Origin of the sequence: Magnetofaba australis IT-1 (assembly GCF_002109495.1) — a bacterium.
Classification (GTDB): domain Bacteria; phylum Pseudomonadota; class Magnetococcia; order Magnetococcales; family Magnetococcaceae; genus Magnetofaba; species Magnetofaba australis.
Genome location: NZ_LVJN01000019.1, coordinates 101207 through 116377 on the forward strand (window position 1 = coordinate 101207; position 15171 = coordinate 116377).

The window sequence follows — 15171 nt, forward strand, 5'->3', positions numbered from 1 at the left end:
CGGTCCGGTCGGACTCCCCATGCCTGCCGCAAGCGGGCGACAAACTCAACTTTAACGTGATCCCGATGTCCACGGATTAGTGGCGCGGGAAGCGAGGACGTCATGGGTAACACCGTCGAAGAGACCAAACCGTGTTTTCCGTTGTTCCGCGATGAGGAATACAAAGAGATCCTCAAGAACAAAGCGGACAAATTCGAAGAAAAAGCCGACATGGGCAAGCTGGAAGAGATGTTCCAGTGGACCACGACGGAAGAGTACAAAGAGCTGAACTTCAAGCGCGAAGCGCTGACCGTCAACCCGGCCAAAGCGTGCCAGCCCCTGGGCGCGGTGCTCTGCTCCCTGGGCTTCCAGGGCACCCTGCCTTACGTGCACGGCTCGCAAGGTTGCGTGGCCTACTTCCGCACCTACTTCAACCGTCACTTCAAAGAGCCGGTGGCCTGTGTTTCCGACTCCATGACGGAAGACGCTGCGGTGTTCGGCGGCCACAAGAACATGGATGCCGGTCTGGAGAACGCTCTGGCCCTGTACAAGCCCGAGATGATCGCCGTTAGCACCACCTGCATGGCGGAAGTGATCGGCGACGACCTGCACGCCTTCATCACCAACGCCAAGAAGCGCGGCGCGATCCCCGAAGAGTACCCGGTTCCTTCGGCTCACACCCCCAGCTTCGTCGGCTCCCACACCACCGGTTGGGACAACATGCTCGAAGGCATCGTCCGCTACTTCACCGTGGACAAGGCCAACAATGGCCAGATCGAAAAGGGCTCCAACGGCAAGATCAATCTGGTCCCCGGTTTCGAGACCTACCTGGGCAGCTACCGCACCCTCAAGCGCTACATGCAAGAGATGGGCGTGGGTTACACCCTGCTGTCTGATCCCACTGAAGTGCTGGACACCCCGGCTGACGGCGAGTACCGCATGTACTCCACCGGCACCACCATCGATGAAGTCAAGGATTGCGGCAACGCCATCGATACTCTGCTGCTGCAACCCTGGGGCTTGATCAAGACCAAGAAGTACTTCACCGAGACCCTCGAGCACGACTGCACTGCGGTGCACCCCCCCATGGGTCTGGGTTGGACTGACGAGTTCCTGATGAAGGTCTCCGAGCTGACCGGCAAGCCCATCCCGGCTTCCATCGAGCTGGAGCGCGGTCGTCTGGTCGACATGATCACCGACTCCCACTCCTGGCTGCACGGCAAGACCTTCAGCATCTACGGCGACGCCGACTTCGTGATGGGCATGTGCAACTTCATGATGGAGTTGGGCGCCGAGCCCAAGCACGTGCTGGTGAACCACGCCAACAAGCGTTTCGCCAAGCAGTTGAGCAAAATGCTCAAGGACAACCCCTACGGTCAGCAAGCCGAAGTGCACATTCAGAAAGACCTGTGGCACTTCCGTTCGCTGCTGTTCACCGATCGCCCCGACTTCATGATCGGCAACAGCTACGGCAAATTCATGGAGCGCGACACTGCGCACAAGGGCCCCGAGCACGAAGTCAAACTGATTCGCATCGGCTTCCCCATCCATGACCGTCACCACCTGCATCGGAATTCGATCCTGGGTTACGACGGCGCCATGTACATCCTCACCACCCTGGTCAACGCGGTGCTCGAGGATCTGGACAGCAAGACCAAGGGCTACGGCACCACCGACTACAACTTCGACCTCGTCCGCTAAGGAGCGAATCGATGCCCAAAGTGATGCTGCGCGTGGACCCCGAGGGTGTCATGACCTGCTACGTGCCCAAGAAAGACTTGGAAGCGAAGGTGGTCTCCCTGGAGTTCGACAGCGATGAAAAGTGGGGCGGACGTATGGAGTTGGATGATGGGGAGGCGTTGATGATCGACCCCATGCCCAAACCCAATCTTCCGACAGAACTGCGCGCCAAGCGCGCAGAATAAAGTCAGCCTTTCCGGGGGCCGCCTCGCGGCCCCCGTTTTTTATGTCATAATGTTTGTCTGTTTTCTTCCTGCCTGCATGGAGATCTCCCATGGCCAAGAACATCGAACTGGCGCTGCGCATCGGCGTGGCGGCGCGCGACCTGCCTGGAATTGAGTCCAAAACCCTGGTGGCGGCTCTCGAAGAGATGGTGGGTGCGCCGTTTTCCGCGCACAAGTTCTCCAAGATCACCCCGGAGATGCTGGCGCAGACGCTGGGCCTTGAGGTGAATGAGGGCGTGACCGCAGCGGCGCGCTGCTTGGCTGATGGATTGGATGACAACGTGGCCAAGGCGCTGGCGCCGCAATATGGGCAGAAGCCCAAAGCGGAAGGCTCGGTGCGGGTGGCGTTCGCCTCCAACAAAGAGGGCCAGATGGACGGCCACTTCGGCTCCTGCAAACAGTTTATTGTCTATGACATCACCGCCGACTCCGCCGAGATGGTGGAGAGCCGCGGCACCCTGCACCTGTTGGTGGAGGACAGCGATCCGGATCCCGCCGTCAAGAACACCGAGCGCGCGCGCATGATGTCCGACTGCGACCTGATGTACCTGTGCTCTATTGGCGGTCCGGCGGCGGCCAAGGTGGTGCGTTCGGGCGCCCACCCGCTGAAGATTCCCACCGGCGGCGCCATTGACGAATTGATCGCCGGGTTGCAGGAGAAGATCCGCAACAATCCGCCGCCGTGGTTGGCCAAAGCCATGGGGATTCAACCGACCCTGTCGTTCACCGATGAGGATGACGATTGGGACGAGGAGGATGACGCGGCGTAAAGCGTTGTTGTAAATGCAGTCACCCAGTGATGGGATCAGGCAAAAAGGCGAGTCCGCAGGGCTCGCCTTTTTTGTTTGTCCGTGCTTGGCGCGGGTGACACAGAGTGTTGAACGAAATCTGTGTTTATGTGGTCATTAAGGAGGAGGGCGGAGTATCGGTTTGACCATGCGACGCAGGGCGTCGCCACACACAAAACGGGGGATGAATATGGAGACGGACGCCGCTGAGTCCATCAAGGGCTCGGACCTGCTGGTGCGTTGTTTGGAAGCGCAAGGGGTGGAGTATATCTTTGCCGTGCCCGGCGAGGAGAATCTGGATTTTCTGGAATCGCTGCGCAGCAGCAGCATCAAGCTGATTGTGACGCGGCATGAGCAGGGCGCAGCGTTCATGGCCGCCACCTATGGGCGCTTGACAGGGCGCCCGGCGGTGGCGCTCTCCACCTTGGGGCCGGGGGCGACCAATTTGACCACCGGCGTGGCCTACGCCCAGTTGGGCGGCATGCCGCTGGTGGTGCTCACTGGTCAGAAACCCATCAAACGCAGCAAGCAGGGGCGGTTTCAGATTATCGACGTGGTGGCGACGTTGGAGCCCATCACCAAATTCGCCGAGCAGATCCCGTCGGCGGACAAGATCCCCTGCATGGTCTCCGAGGCGTTCCGACGCGCCGAGGAGCAGCGTCCCGGCGCGGTGCATCTGGAGTTGCCGGAGGATATCGCCCGCGAGCGCAGCGATAACTGCCATATGGCCAAAGTGTGGTTGCGACGCCCACAGCCAGACCCCATCGCCATCGAACGCGCCGCCAAGCGCATCATGGAGGCCAAGCGTCCGCTGTTGATGCTGGCCGCCGGGGCCAATCGCCGCCGCGTGTCGGATAGTCTACAGGCGCTGGTGGATAAAACCGGCATCCCGTTTTTCAATACGCAGATGGGCAAGGGGGTGCTTGATGAGCGCCAAGAGACCTTCCTCGGCACGGCGGCGCTGACCGAGGGGGATTACCTGCACTGCGCCATCGACCGCGCCGACCTGATCATCGCCGTGGGCCACGATGTGATGGAGAAGCCGCCGGCCATCATGGGCCATCGCGGTTACGCGCGGGTGATCCACATCAACTTCTACGCCGCCGAGGTGGATGACGTCTACTACCCCACGCTGGAGGTGATCGGCGATGTGGCGGGCAGCATCGAGCGGCTGGTGGAGCAGGTGACGCCGCAGCCCCACTGGGATTTCGATTACTACCACAAGGTTGGTCGTGAGAATCGTCTGCGCATCGCCGAGCGCGGCGATTCCGACGACTTCCCCATCAAACCGCAACGTTTCATTCGCGATCTGCGCACGGCCATGCCCGAAGATGGCATCCTGACCCTGGATAACGGCATCTACAAAATCTGGGTGGCGCGCAACTACCTGGCCTATCAACGCAATACGGTACTGCTGGATAACGCGTTGGCGACCATGGGCGCCGGGTTGCCGTCGGCCATTGGGGCCAAAATCACCTGCCCGGAGCGAAAGGTGGCAGCGGTGTGCGGCGACGGCGGTTTCATGATGAACAGTCAGGAGCTGGAGACGGCGGTGCGGCTGAAGCTGGATCTGGTGGTGATCATCCTGCGCGATGACGCCTACGGCATGATCAAGTGGAAGCAGGAGGCGATGGGGTTTGAATCGTTTGGTCTGGACTACGGCAACCCGGACTTCGTCCAGTACGCCAACAGCTACGGCGCCCATGGCTGTCGTGTGGAGAGCGCTGACCAGTTTGGACCGATGTTGACCCAGTGTTTGCAGACCCCCGGGGTGCATGTGATCGACCTGCCGGTGGACTACAGTGAGAACCAGCGTGTGCTCACCGAGGAGCTGGCGCACAAGGAGTGTCTGCTCTGATATAGTCACCGCAATTCAGAATTGCACAGGCTCCTCAATGTTTGTGTGACACAGGTAAAGCTTGCGCTGACTATTGGCCTCCGGCTGGCCGGAGACGGGATTGATTCGGGCCATCCATGGCCCTCACCCTGCGGGCTCGCTGCGCGAGTCCGATTTGGCCATCCTGCCAAATCGTCATAGGGTCTGTGACCCTTAAGCGGGTGTAATGGAATGGTCCGCTCCGCTACCCAAACGGCCTCGCAATGGGCCAAGATGGTGGTGTGTTTTTCCATCTAAACGGAGTCGGAGCGGACCATGAGCAATCATATCGAAAACGGACAGGTACGGGTACTGGGGATTGATCTGGGCAAGAGCGTGTTTCAGTTGCATGGCGTCGATGCGCGCGGCAAAAGCGTTCTCAAGAAGCGACTGAAACGAGACGAGCTCCTGGAGTACATGGCGCAACTGCCGCCGTGCCTGGTGGGGATGGAAGCCAGTAGCGGCGCGCATCACTGGGCGCGGAAATTTCAGGGATATGGGCATGAAGTGCGTTTGATGGCGCCGCAATATGTGAAGCCCTACGTGAAGCGGCACAAGAACGACAGCGTGGACGCTGAGGCGATATGTGAAGCGGTACAGCGTCCGAATATGCGTTTTGTGGGGATCAAAAGCGTTGCCCAGCAAGAAATTCTAGCGTTGCATCGGGTGCGCAGTCTGGCGGTGAAGAACCGCACGGCGTTGGTGAACCAGATTCGCGGACTGCTTGCCGAGTATGGGATTGTCTTTCCCAAGAGCATCAAGCAGGCGCGGCGGGCGATTGTGCTGATTTTGAGTGATGAGAGCTCGGAAATGAGCGCCAATTTTCGCGTAATTCTGGAGGATGAGCGCGATGAGCTGGCGCATTTGGATGAGCGCATCGGCAAATATGAGCGTGAGATTGAGGCGCTGGCCAAGGCGGAGCCGCAGTGTCGATTGCTGATGACGATCCCGGGAGTGGGACCGATCACGGCGACGGCGCTGTTGGCGTCGGTGGGGGATGTGCGGGCGTTTAAGAATGGCCGGGAGCTGTCGGCATGGATAGGGTTGGTTCCGAATCAGCACTCCACAGGGGGCAAGGCGTGGCTGACGGGGATCAGCAAGCGGGGAAACGGTTATCTTCGCACCCTGTTGATTCATGGGGCGCGGGCGGCTTTGCGCGTGTGTGAAAACAAGCCGGATCGCCGCAGCCAGTGGGCAGTGTCGGTGTCGGAACGTCGCGGCGCAAATAGAGCAGTGGTGGCGCTGGCCAACCGCATGGCGCGCAGCGCGTGGGCGATGCTGGTGAAGCAGGAGGCCTATGGGGCCAGCGCCGCTGTGTAGAGAGAGCGCAATACAACTCTAAAAGAAAAACAGGCCGATAAGGAAAGAGAAAGAGATCCCACCAGCCAGGTTGCGAGAGAGAGTCGAGATTGATGGCGTGAAACGGCATAGCCCTGCGTGGTCAAGAACCTGTTTCGCCCAAGGGCCCATAGAGGCCGAGGGTGTGTTGAGGAGGGCCACGCGCAAATTCCATCAGGGCCAGAGGGCGACAAGCCCCTCATCAACAGGCCGGATACATGGGCGCGACTAAGCCTCACACATCAGTGGACATTTTCTCTTGCCGTGGCGGAGCGGACCATACATGGACATTTTCTCTTGCCGTGGCGGAGCGGACCATACATGGACATTTTCTCTTGCCGTGGCGGAGCGGACCATACATGGGCGGAGCCCACGATTTGGCAGGAATGCCAAATCGGACTCGCGCAGCGAGCCCGAAGGGTGAGGACCAGGGATGGTCCGAATCACGGTGTAGCTGTTGATCTTGGGAGCTCGAGGGCGGAGCCCTCGATATCTTCTCGCTTCAAATGTCTCATTCTCTTCTGCGGCGACTATATTTGGCGCGCAGGCGGTGAGTCGGATTAGCCGCCGCCTGCGATCAACCCCCACACAAAGCGGGCGTTGAGCAGCAGTTGATCCGTCGGCATGGCGCCCACATTGGCGGCGGCGTCCCACACGATGGCCGCCGCCAATGCGCCTCCCATGGCAATGCGCCACAGACCGCCACAGCGCACCCATGCGCTGCCCACAGTGATGATCACCAGATAGAACCCCGGCTCCGCCAGCCGCGATTTCAACCATACCGCCAGCTTCTGATTCTCCTGCAATACGGCGCCATTGGTGTATTCGTAGAGCAGCACGCCGCCCACAAACAGCAGCAGCGCCAGCAACATCATCTGCTGCAGCGGCGTCGCCACGGTTGTTCCATTGCGTCGCGCCAGCAGGACGAGTCCCAAAAATCCCAATAGGAAGGGCAGGCCATAGTGCTGCACGTACTGCCCTGTATAGCCGCAATGTTCGGTGGGGAAGATGTTACAGAAGTGATTCGGGCCGATGTTGTCCAGTAGACTGGTTGGCTGTAGGGGTGGGAAAGGCAGCACTCGGGCGAGAATCTGCGCGTTAAACACATGGTCATGCCAAAGTAGCGCCACGCCGGCATTGCCGAGCAACAACTGCCCAAGCAGATAGGCGAACAGGGCGACTCCCGCCAGCAGCAACAGCCTGTCCAGAGCGCTCTGCTCTGTGGGAGGCTCGTTTGGGGCGCGATAGCGCAGTACGCTCCAGAGCAGCATGCCCAGCGTCGTTAACAGTACGCCGCCAGCGACAAAGCGTAAGTGAAATTGGTTGTTGGCCACCAGCAGGGGCGTAGTGGCCAGGGTCAGGGCGGTCAGGAGGGTGAGCGGCGGATTAATCGGAGCGACCGGAGTTGCTGGTTGCGGCTGGAGGCGTTCGGCGATGGAGATGATGCCCAGGCTGGCTCCCAGCATGCCGAAAATCAAAGCATTACTCACCACTGTAGAGGCGAATCCCAGCGCCGCCAGGGCCACTCCAAGCAGCAAGGCGGGCGTGACATCCAGCTTTCGGCTCTGCGCGGCGAACACCGCGTAGATCATCAGGCCGGGCAGCAGCACGGAATAGACGCGGCCCGGGTGGAGGATGGCGAAGATCGGGTTGCCGGAGTCAAACAGCAATAAAACGTGAGACGGGTCCAGCGAAAGATTGCCAAAGAAGAGCCAATAGGCAAGAACACCGGCAAACAGGCGTGATTGCGAGAGTCGCCAAATCAACCAGGTCAGCCCGATGAAGGCGGCGCATTTGATCAGCGCATAGAGCAGCAGATAGGGCCACAGCAGATTGAAATCAGGCAGTTCGCGTCCCAGCGCCAGCACCGGATAGAGGAACAGAATCTCATCATAGTGTTGCGAGATGATCGGAAAGTGGACGCTCGCGGCGAAGGCGGCGCCATCGTCGATCAAGCGAAAGAAGAACCTGCCGCCATCGCCCGCCACATGGGCTTTTTTATACTGTATGGCCAGAATCGCAAACAGGCCATATAGCGCGGAGAGCGGCAGTCCTACGCGCAGCATTGCGCGCATGGCGACCGCTTTCGTCGTCGCGCGCGCTTGCCAAAGCAGAAATAACAGCGCGGCGGCGTGAATCGCCACAATGAGCGGCGCGGCGTACTGGTTGGGCAGCGCCAGAGTGATGAGGCGATTGAGCGCAATGCTGATCAGATATCCGGCCAGAATATCCAGGCTCACACACAGATAGGGCGCATCGCGCAGGTCAAACGCGGCGCGCGCCGGGCCGGTGAGCAGTAGTCGACCCAGAGCGGTGGCGGCGATCAGATAGAGTAGCGTGAACAGCCACACCGAAGCGGGGCCGAAGCCGTTGAGCAGGGTTTGGTCGCCGGGCATGCGGAAGTAGGAGACGCCAACGGCATAGATCCAGCGCGGCGCGCTGAAGCGGGAGTCCACGGTGAGAACGGCGTAAAGCGCCACAATGGCGCAGACCAACAGGGGCAGGCCAATGCGTCCAGCGCGTGAAGAGAACAGAGACGTCATCGAAACTGGCCGGTAGGAGAGCGACACATGAGAAGCAACGCCAGTTGATTATGCGAGAATTAGACCAATGCAGGATGGTTCGTTGGATGCTGCTCAGATGCGCAATTCGCGGTGGGGCGGACCACAATGCACGCCTATAAGGCTATGAAACAGCTGATTCTACGCACGCTTCCGCCAGATGTTTTTCGCTCCAAGCGGTCAGCATCTGCGCGGCATTGTCCAGGTCATACTGCTCCACGCAGGCGGCAATCTCTTCCAGTTCGGACTTGTCATCTCCAGGCGCCATTCTGGCCAAGATCTCCTTGATGTGGTCGTCGCTGTTGGCGTCATAGGTCAGTAATTTCTTGTGAAGCGTGTGAATTTCCTTAATGAGCGCCTGTGGTGAAAGCGCCTCCTGCGCTGAGGACGATGACGGGGCGGGGGCGAAGGCGGGCAGAATCTGTTCAATAATCGTCTTCAAACTGTGCGAAAATTCGTCGCTCAGTTGGCCTCGGAGAGATTCAATCTCCGTGAGGTCGGCGTCGTGTTTGAGGGCGGTTTCCAGGGCCATCGCTTGGGTTTGAAGAGCAACGGCGCCTAAATTCCCCGCCACCCCCTTGAGCGTGTGGGCGTGGTGGATCGCCAGCTTATGATCGCCAACATCCAGAGCTTGCTCGATCTGCTCCATGGCTTGGGCATGGGATTGTGGAAATTTGCGCAGAATCTCCTGATACGTCCGTTGCGAGCCAAGGCGTTGGATTGCCCTCTGACACTCGAACCCCGGGATTTGCGGCGCTCCTGAGGCGGATTGCTGGTCCTGTTCTCTACTCTCAGTCTCGGCGCTCAGTGGCGCGCTGGCCGGGGCCAGGGGGAGGTACTCCTCCAGCGCGGCGCGCAATCGCTCCACTTCAATGGGCTTGGTTAAAAAGCCATTCATGCCCGCTTCGCGGCACTGATCCATCACCTCTTTTTGGGCGTCGGCGGTAAGAGCGATGATGGGGCTGGGCGCGGCGCCAGATTGCGCCTCTTGCTGGCGGATGGCGCGTGTTAATGCATAGCCATCACAATTGGGCATGTGCAGGTCCGTCAGCAGCAGGGCGTATCTGTTCGGGTCCCAACACGCCAGCGCCTCTTCACCGTCGTTGACAAAGTTTGCGCACACGCCGACCAGTTTCAACTGTCGCCGAATGACCTCTTGGTTGATTTCATTGTCCTCGGCCACCAGGATGCAGGTTTGCGCGCCGCATTTTGGCAAGGCGCAGAGGGTGGGGGAAGACGCATCGGTCGGGATGATGGGGATCTGTTGCAGGGCCAAAGGCTGGTGGGAGCCCAGCACGGTTAAAATGGTTTGAATCAGACGCGTTCTATTTAATACGCAGCAATCAATTTGGAACAACTGCTTGTCAACTTTGTGGATCTGTCGGTCGCCAGCTTGGTTGAATCTTGGCTGTGACAACAGCAAGGTCACGGCGCCCTCTGTATCGCAGTCTGTGAGCGTGTTTTTCACTTGCGCTTGGGGGTCGTCCCAAGATGCTGGCGCCACCATCAGCAGACAGCGTTCGTCAGCCATGGCGCGTTGCTCCGCCAAGTGGCGTGCGCCCTGCGCCACGCTGTCGACGCAGATGACTTGCGCATCGGCGCTTAAGAGATAGGCCGAAAGAGGGTCACACAGTGCGCCGTCTGGGTCGACAATGGCCACGGCGACATTGGCCAGGGTTGGTTGATCATCTGTTGTGTCTGCAATGACTTGGAACGGAATGGATAGGGTGAATGCCGCGCCCTGCTCCTGCTCGCTCTGCACCGAGATATCGCCCTGCATCATGGAGATGAGATTGCGACTGATGCTCAGACCCAAACCGGTGCCGCCAAATCGGCGGGTGGTGTTGGCGTCCGCCTGTTCGAAGGGTAAAAAGAGTTTTTCCAGCTGCTCTTTGGCGATGCCAATACCGTTATCGCGGATGATAAACGCCACGCGGGCTTCGCGTTGATCTCTATGCTCCAGATGGGCGTGAATGCTGACTTTGCCCGGCCGCGGGAGTCCGGCGGAGAATTTGATGGCGTTGCCTGTGAGGTTGGTGAGGCACTGTTTCAGACGCAGGATGTCGCCGAGCGTGCGTTGGGGGATGGCCGGGTCCACAAACACGTTCAGTCGCACCTCTTTTTGCGCCGCCACGCGCTCCATCAGCAGGGCGACCTGATCCACCGCCTCCTCAATGCTGAAGGGCGCTGAGGTCAACTCCAGTTTACCCGCCTCGATTTTGGAGATGTCGAGGATGTCGTCGATGACGCCAAGCAGATGATTGGCCGAGTCTTTAATGGTCTGAACGGCGGCATGATCCGCTGGCTGGAGGTCGCTGTGGGTGAGAACGTCGAGCATGCCGATGACCCCATTCATGGGGGTGCGGATTTCATGGCTCATATTGGCCAGGAACAGACTTTTGGCTTTACTGGCGAGTTCGGCGTCAAGTTTGGCCTTGCGTAGCCGCTCCTCCGCCTCTTTGCGTGCGGTGATATCCCGAATCACCGACTGCACCACAATCTCTTTGCCAACGGGGATGGCGGTCAGCAGCACATCCACCGAGAACTCGGCGCCGTTATCCAGTCGCCGGCAGATCCACTCAAATGATTTTCTCCCTTTGGACAGCGCCTCATCGTACAAGGCGTCGGCGCGAACTACGGCGGGTGCGGCGTCGGTTTGGGTCGGCGCCGAGTAGTCCTGAAGCTGTAGATGCATCATCTCGGCGATATTTCTCGCGCCAAACAGCTGCACCGCGGCTTGATTGCAATCAATGACCATTTTATCGCGATGCAACAAAACGGCGTCAGCGGTGTTTTCAAACAGAGAGCGGAAGCGGATCTCGCTCTCCTTGATCTGCTGTTCTGCACTGACCCTGTCGGAGATATCCTGCACCGCGCCGTGGGCCAGCAGCGGTCTTCCCAAAGCGTCGAACTCCAGCTGCGCCAGCGCGTTGACCCACTTCACGCCCGATGGCGTACGGATACGGTGGGTGATGTCGTACGGCGCGCCGTTGAGGGCTGCGCGCCAGGAGCCTTTCAGGCGTTGTCGATCCTCTTCGTGCACCAGTGACCAAAATCGGTTCATGCTGATCACGGCGTCGCTGGGCAGACCGAATATGGTGTAGACCTCCTTGGACCAGGAGAGTGAGTTGGAGGCAAAATCCAGGTGCCAGCTGCCAATGTGGGCGAGGGATTCGGCGCGCTCCAAAGAGTCGCTGCGAGTCGCCACAAGGCGCTTAAGTTCGTTTTGGTGCGCCGTTAACAGTTTGCTGTTCTCTTTGAGTTGGCGCATGGCCGTCAGCAGGTTTTTCTCTTGTTCTTTTTTGTCGGAGATATCGCGAAAGGCGGAGATTGAGCCAGCGCGCTTGCCTTTGAGGAAAAACGCGCGACTGCTGACGTCAACAACAATGGCGTGACCACTCCGATGCAGGAAGGTCTCCTCGCCGCGGTAAGAGCCGCTTTGTGAGGTGTGTTTGAAGATGGGGCACTCTTCAACAGATGTGCGGTGTTGTTCATGATTGTGAAAGTGAAAAATATTATGTCCCACCTTGCCGATAATCTCATCGCTGTCATACCCCAGAATTTCGCAAAAAGAGGGGTTGATCGCGGTGATGACGCCGCTGTTGTCCATGATGTAGAGCCCATCGCCAATGGTTTGAATAATGGACTCTTGGAAGTTTCTCTCAACGCGCATTTTCTCCCGTGATTTGAGCAGAAGCCACGACAGAAAGAGGACAATAATGAGGACCAGATTACCCAGCGTCGTGCTGATCAGGGACTCTTGTTGAAACAAACCGAACTGGTTGTCGCGGGCGTAGGAGACGATGTGCCCTACTTTGGCGCCGGTGAGGTCAAACAGCGGGAGGAAGGCGATGGACCAGGTGTCGCCCGCCTGTTTGAGATGCTTGACGAACGGGGTCCCTTGTTCGAGCTGTTCGGCCAGATTGGCGTCGAGCGTGAGTTGCTGATTGAGCGATTGGGTATTACGGAAGTCTGGACTCTCTTGGGCCGAGGCGTGAAAAACCGCATCGTAGACATAGTCATCGCTGATTTGGGAGTCAGGGTAGGCGCTGCGCCATCTCTCAAACAGGGCGTTATAGACCGCTTGTCGATTGAGGATCAGTTGGAACTGATGGTCCGGCACGATCCGCGCCATGGCGGCGCGAATCTGGTCGAAGGAGACGCTGGTTTCAACACTGCCCAGATGGCGCCCTTGGCGAATGATCGGGTAGACGAATCGATAGCCCGATTTGACGCGCCCCAGTTCAAAGCCGGTGACGCGGCGCTTTTCACTGTTGGCCAAGTGAAGAGAAGGGCGAACAGCGTCCAGCGGGTCGCCGAACTTGTGCGGCAGATGAAAGCGCAGAAAGCTGCGGGATTCGGGGGTGTGAAAATGGAACAGAATAACGCCCTCTTTGCGCAACTGGGTGTAAAGGGGGGTGAGTTGTTGGCGCAACAGTTGGCGGTAGCGCTCTTGCTCCGCGCCGCTGGAGGAGACACCTTGTTCAAACAGATCAAGCGTTTTGGGATTATTGATGATCTCTTGATAGGCCACGTCGCCAATGGCCTGGTGCATCATGATGCTGGCGTTGTGAATGGTTTGAATCTGCGAAAGATGTTCTGCGGAGTGCAGTCGCTCTTTTTGCAGAAAGTGCGAAACCTGCATCCAGTTAAACGCAGTAAGTAACACCATGAAGATGGCGAGCTGTGTGAATCGGAGCATCAGGCGCGCTCTCTATATATAGAGGGTTCTGAGCGAGTGTTTCGCCGTATGGCGAGCCTGCAAATGAAAGAGAGTGTTGAGTTGTGTGAGAATGAGCGGTCAAAATTATGTGTCAGATAAACAAAGATTGGGCGCGCGCATAATCTGCGGGCCAACTTGTTGGCTTGCTAACAAGTCAGTTCCAATCTGTCCTGTCTGTTTTTACGATCTGCTCAAAAATAGTGTGCATTCAGTCAACTTCTACTCTAGCGAGAAATTGAAAAATAACGAACAAAAAAATGGTAGTGGCTCCGTTTAGCTGATCGCTATATTTCTAAACCAAACTCGTAGCGGTTGATAAACAGGCCGATGACCGTGTCGTGCATCACCTCGCATTTGGAGAAGCAGATGGTCTTTCTGGCCAGTCGCTTGATGCGAGTGCGCCACGTCAGATGCTTACGCTCAATACGCTGAGTGTTGCGCTTGCCCACAAAATGCTTTGAGGCCAATGGGGTGTGATGGTAAGCGCCCCAATCATCGGTAAACAGCTTGACTATGCCAAAAGGCTCCAGCAGTTTACGCAGCTCTTTGAGCACAGCATCTTTCCGAGTCCCGAAGACATAAGCCAGAACGCGGCCTGACTGGCGCTCAATGGCATGCCAACTCCAACGGGGGTTGGCCTTGCTGCCGACAAAGGACCACATTTCATCGGCTTCAGCTTGATCAACCCGAACGACGTCAACCGGCGTCTCAGGAGTCAGCTCAGCCAGAAGCTGATGATTCACCTGCGAGATTCCGGTGTTTTTTTATTTCTCGGGTGATAGTGTTGCGCCCAACGCCCAGGACTCGAGAGGTGTCACGAATCCCGGCTCCGTTCAGAGTCATCTCAAGGATTTGATGCTTTACCTCTGGTTGACGCCCTTTGTGGGTATAGGTCATTTGGAAATAGCGGCGTTTGCAGTCAGGATTGTCGCAGCGAAAGCGCGGCTTTCCATTGGACTGTTTGCCGTTCTTTACAACGTTTTGGCTGCCACATTCAGGGCAATGCACGGGAACCATGGCCATCTATTTTCTCCACTGTCCATGTGAGAACGATGGTCAAACTCATGCAAGATTTATACAAAATCAGCTAAGCAGAGCCACTACCCATTTGTTGTTGGTGTCATATGCTGTAACGATTGTGTGTGGTGGGCGGGAGCGTGTAGAGTAGCTCCCGCCCATGTTGTCTATGGCGTAATATGGTGGCTTTATTCATTGATTGTTGTCTCTGGTAAGAACTGACTGCTGTGTGAGTCGTGTAAATTGATGTATTTCTAGTGACAGATGAAGTGTTAAACTGGGCGCGGCGCGATGCTTTTATGTGGCTGTGCCTGGAAAGCGCCTGTCCTGTAATAATTGCTGCCAATATTGTGTGGTTATGTGATGAAAAAGCACCCAGCCAACTATCCGCTGCATAACAAGCCAGAGAACTGGATTGTCTATACGGGCTACGCATTGCAGTTTGGCATGATTACGTGGTTAGTCTATTTCTATCCCACCAGTGAGCCGTGGGTGGGGTGGCTGGAGAAGATTCGCGTATTGACCAAATCCGTATGGGATCTGCCTGGTTGGGAGCAATACTCACTCTATGGGCATATTGTTTACCAAGTGAAATTTCTGATGCTTTGCATCACGCTGGGTATCACATTTGTTCATTTTATCGTACTAATTTTTCATGAAGAGTGGCGTGATGTTTATCATATAAATAAAGGTGAGTGGTGGTGGGATAAGTGGATGCCATACCTGTTGTTGATTATCCCTTTATATTTTGGGTTTAGTGACGCATCACAAGAGCATGGAGGGGCTTTGTCAAATATTGGGGCATATTCCACAGATCATATGTTTTATGCTCAGCATCTAGGATCACATTTTTTATTTCAGTTGTCTTTGATTCCTCTTTCTGTTACGACTTTTTTTGGATGGCGGGAGCCAACAGAGTAGCTCC

General features: G+C 57.4%; 9 protein-coding genes. 6 read left to right on the plus strand and 3 right to left on the minus strand.

The window, feature by feature from the left end; genetic code table 11:
- The first annotated feature begins 102 nt into the window (after window positions 1-102).
- The 5 genes from nifK to MAIT1_RS09945 all read left to right on the plus strand — a co-directional run bounded on the left by nifK (window position 103) and on the right by MAIT1_RS09945 (window position 5927).
- Window positions 103-1680, plus strand: coding sequence for a nitrogenase molybdenum-iron protein subunit beta (gene nifK, locus MAIT1_RS09925; RefSeq protein WP_085442126.1), 1578 nt, complete (start codon window positions 103-105; stop codon window positions 1678-1680).
- An 11-nt stretch (window positions 1681-1691) separates the two neighbouring features.
- A complete protein-coding gene (gene nifT / locus MAIT1_RS09930; RefSeq protein ID WP_085442127.1) occupies window positions 1692-1904 on the plus strand; it encodes a putative nitrogen fixation protein NifT in 213 nt (70 codons plus the stop codon).
- Between the two features lie 89 nt (window positions 1905-1993).
- Entirely contained in the window at window positions 1994-2713 is a 720-nt protein-coding gene (locus tag MAIT1_RS09935; protein ID WP_085442128.1) for a NifB/NifX family molybdenum-iron cluster-binding protein, read from the plus strand.
- 208 nt (window positions 2714-2921) lie between these two features.
- Window positions 2922-4589, plus strand: a complete 1668-nt coding sequence (locus MAIT1_RS09940) for an acetolactate synthase large subunit (RefSeq protein ID WP_085442561.1) — start codon at window positions 2922-2924, stop codon at window positions 4587-4589.
- 294 nt (window positions 4590-4883) lie between these two features.
- The gene (locus tag MAIT1_RS09945) at window positions 4884-5927 is read left to right on the plus strand and encodes an IS110 family RNA-guided transposase (RefSeq protein WP_085442129.1); all 1044 of its coding nucleotides are present in this window, start codon (window positions 4884-4886) and stop codon (window positions 5925-5927) included.
- A gap of 578 nt (window positions 5928-6505) precedes the next feature.
- On the opposite strand, the gene MAIT1_RS09950 is transcribed toward MAIT1_RS09945, so the two are convergent.
- From MAIT1_RS09950 to MAIT1_RS09960, 3 genes are all read right to left on the minus strand, one after another.
- Window positions 6506-8488, minus strand: a complete 1983-nt coding sequence (locus MAIT1_RS09950) for a hypothetical protein (RefSeq protein ID WP_085442130.1) — start codon at window positions 8486-8488, stop codon at window positions 6506-6508.
- Between the two features lie 142 nt (window positions 8489-8630).
- Window positions 8631-13208, minus strand: a complete 4578-nt coding sequence (locus MAIT1_RS09955) for a PAS domain S-box protein (protein WP_085442131.1) — start codon at window positions 13206-13208, stop codon at window positions 8631-8633.
- A gap of 305 nt (window positions 13209-13513) precedes the next feature.
- A protein-coding gene (locus MAIT1_RS09960; RefSeq protein ID WP_414673639.1) for an IS1 family transposase occupies window positions 13514-14252 on the minus strand; the annotation gives its coding sequence in 2 pieces (ribosomal slippage) (window positions 13514-13976 and window positions 13975-14252; 741 coding nt in all).
- 354 nt (window positions 14253-14606) lie between these two features.
- Here MAIT1_RS09960 and MAIT1_RS09965 point away from each other — a divergent pair.
- Window positions 14607-15167: a hypothetical protein gene (locus tag MAIT1_RS09965; protein WP_143814768.1), complete on the plus strand. Its 561-nt coding sequence runs from the start codon at window positions 14607-14609 to the stop codon at window positions 15165-15167.
- The last annotated feature ends 4 nt before the right edge of the window (window positions 15168-15171 follow it).

Coding starts and splice junctions, on each gene's coding strand:
- nifK (WP_085442126.1), top strand. CDS start 103: ATGGGTAACACCGTCGAAGAGACCAAACCGTGTTTTCCGTTGTTCCGC.
- nifT (WP_085442127.1), top strand. CDS start 1,692: ATGCCCAAAGTGATGCTGCGCGTGGACCCCGAGGGTGTCATGACCTGC.
- MAIT1_RS09935 (WP_085442128.1), top strand. CDS start 1,994: ATGGCCAAGAACATCGAACTGGCGCTGCGCATCGGCGTGGCGGCGCGC.
- MAIT1_RS09940 (WP_085442561.1), top strand. CDS start 2,922: ATGGAGACGGACGCCGCTGAGTCCATCAAGGGCTCGGACCTGCTGGTG.
- MAIT1_RS09945 (WP_085442129.1), top strand. CDS start 4,884: ATGAGCAATCATATCGAAAACGGACAGGTACGGGTACTGGGGATTGAT.
- MAIT1_RS09950 (WP_085442130.1), bottom strand. CDS start 8,488: ATGACGTCTCTGTTCTCTTCACGCGCTGGACGCATTGGCCTGCCCCTG.
- MAIT1_RS09955 (WP_085442131.1), bottom strand. CDS start 13,208: ATGCTCCGATTCACACAGCTCGCCATCTTCATGGTGTTACTTACTGCG.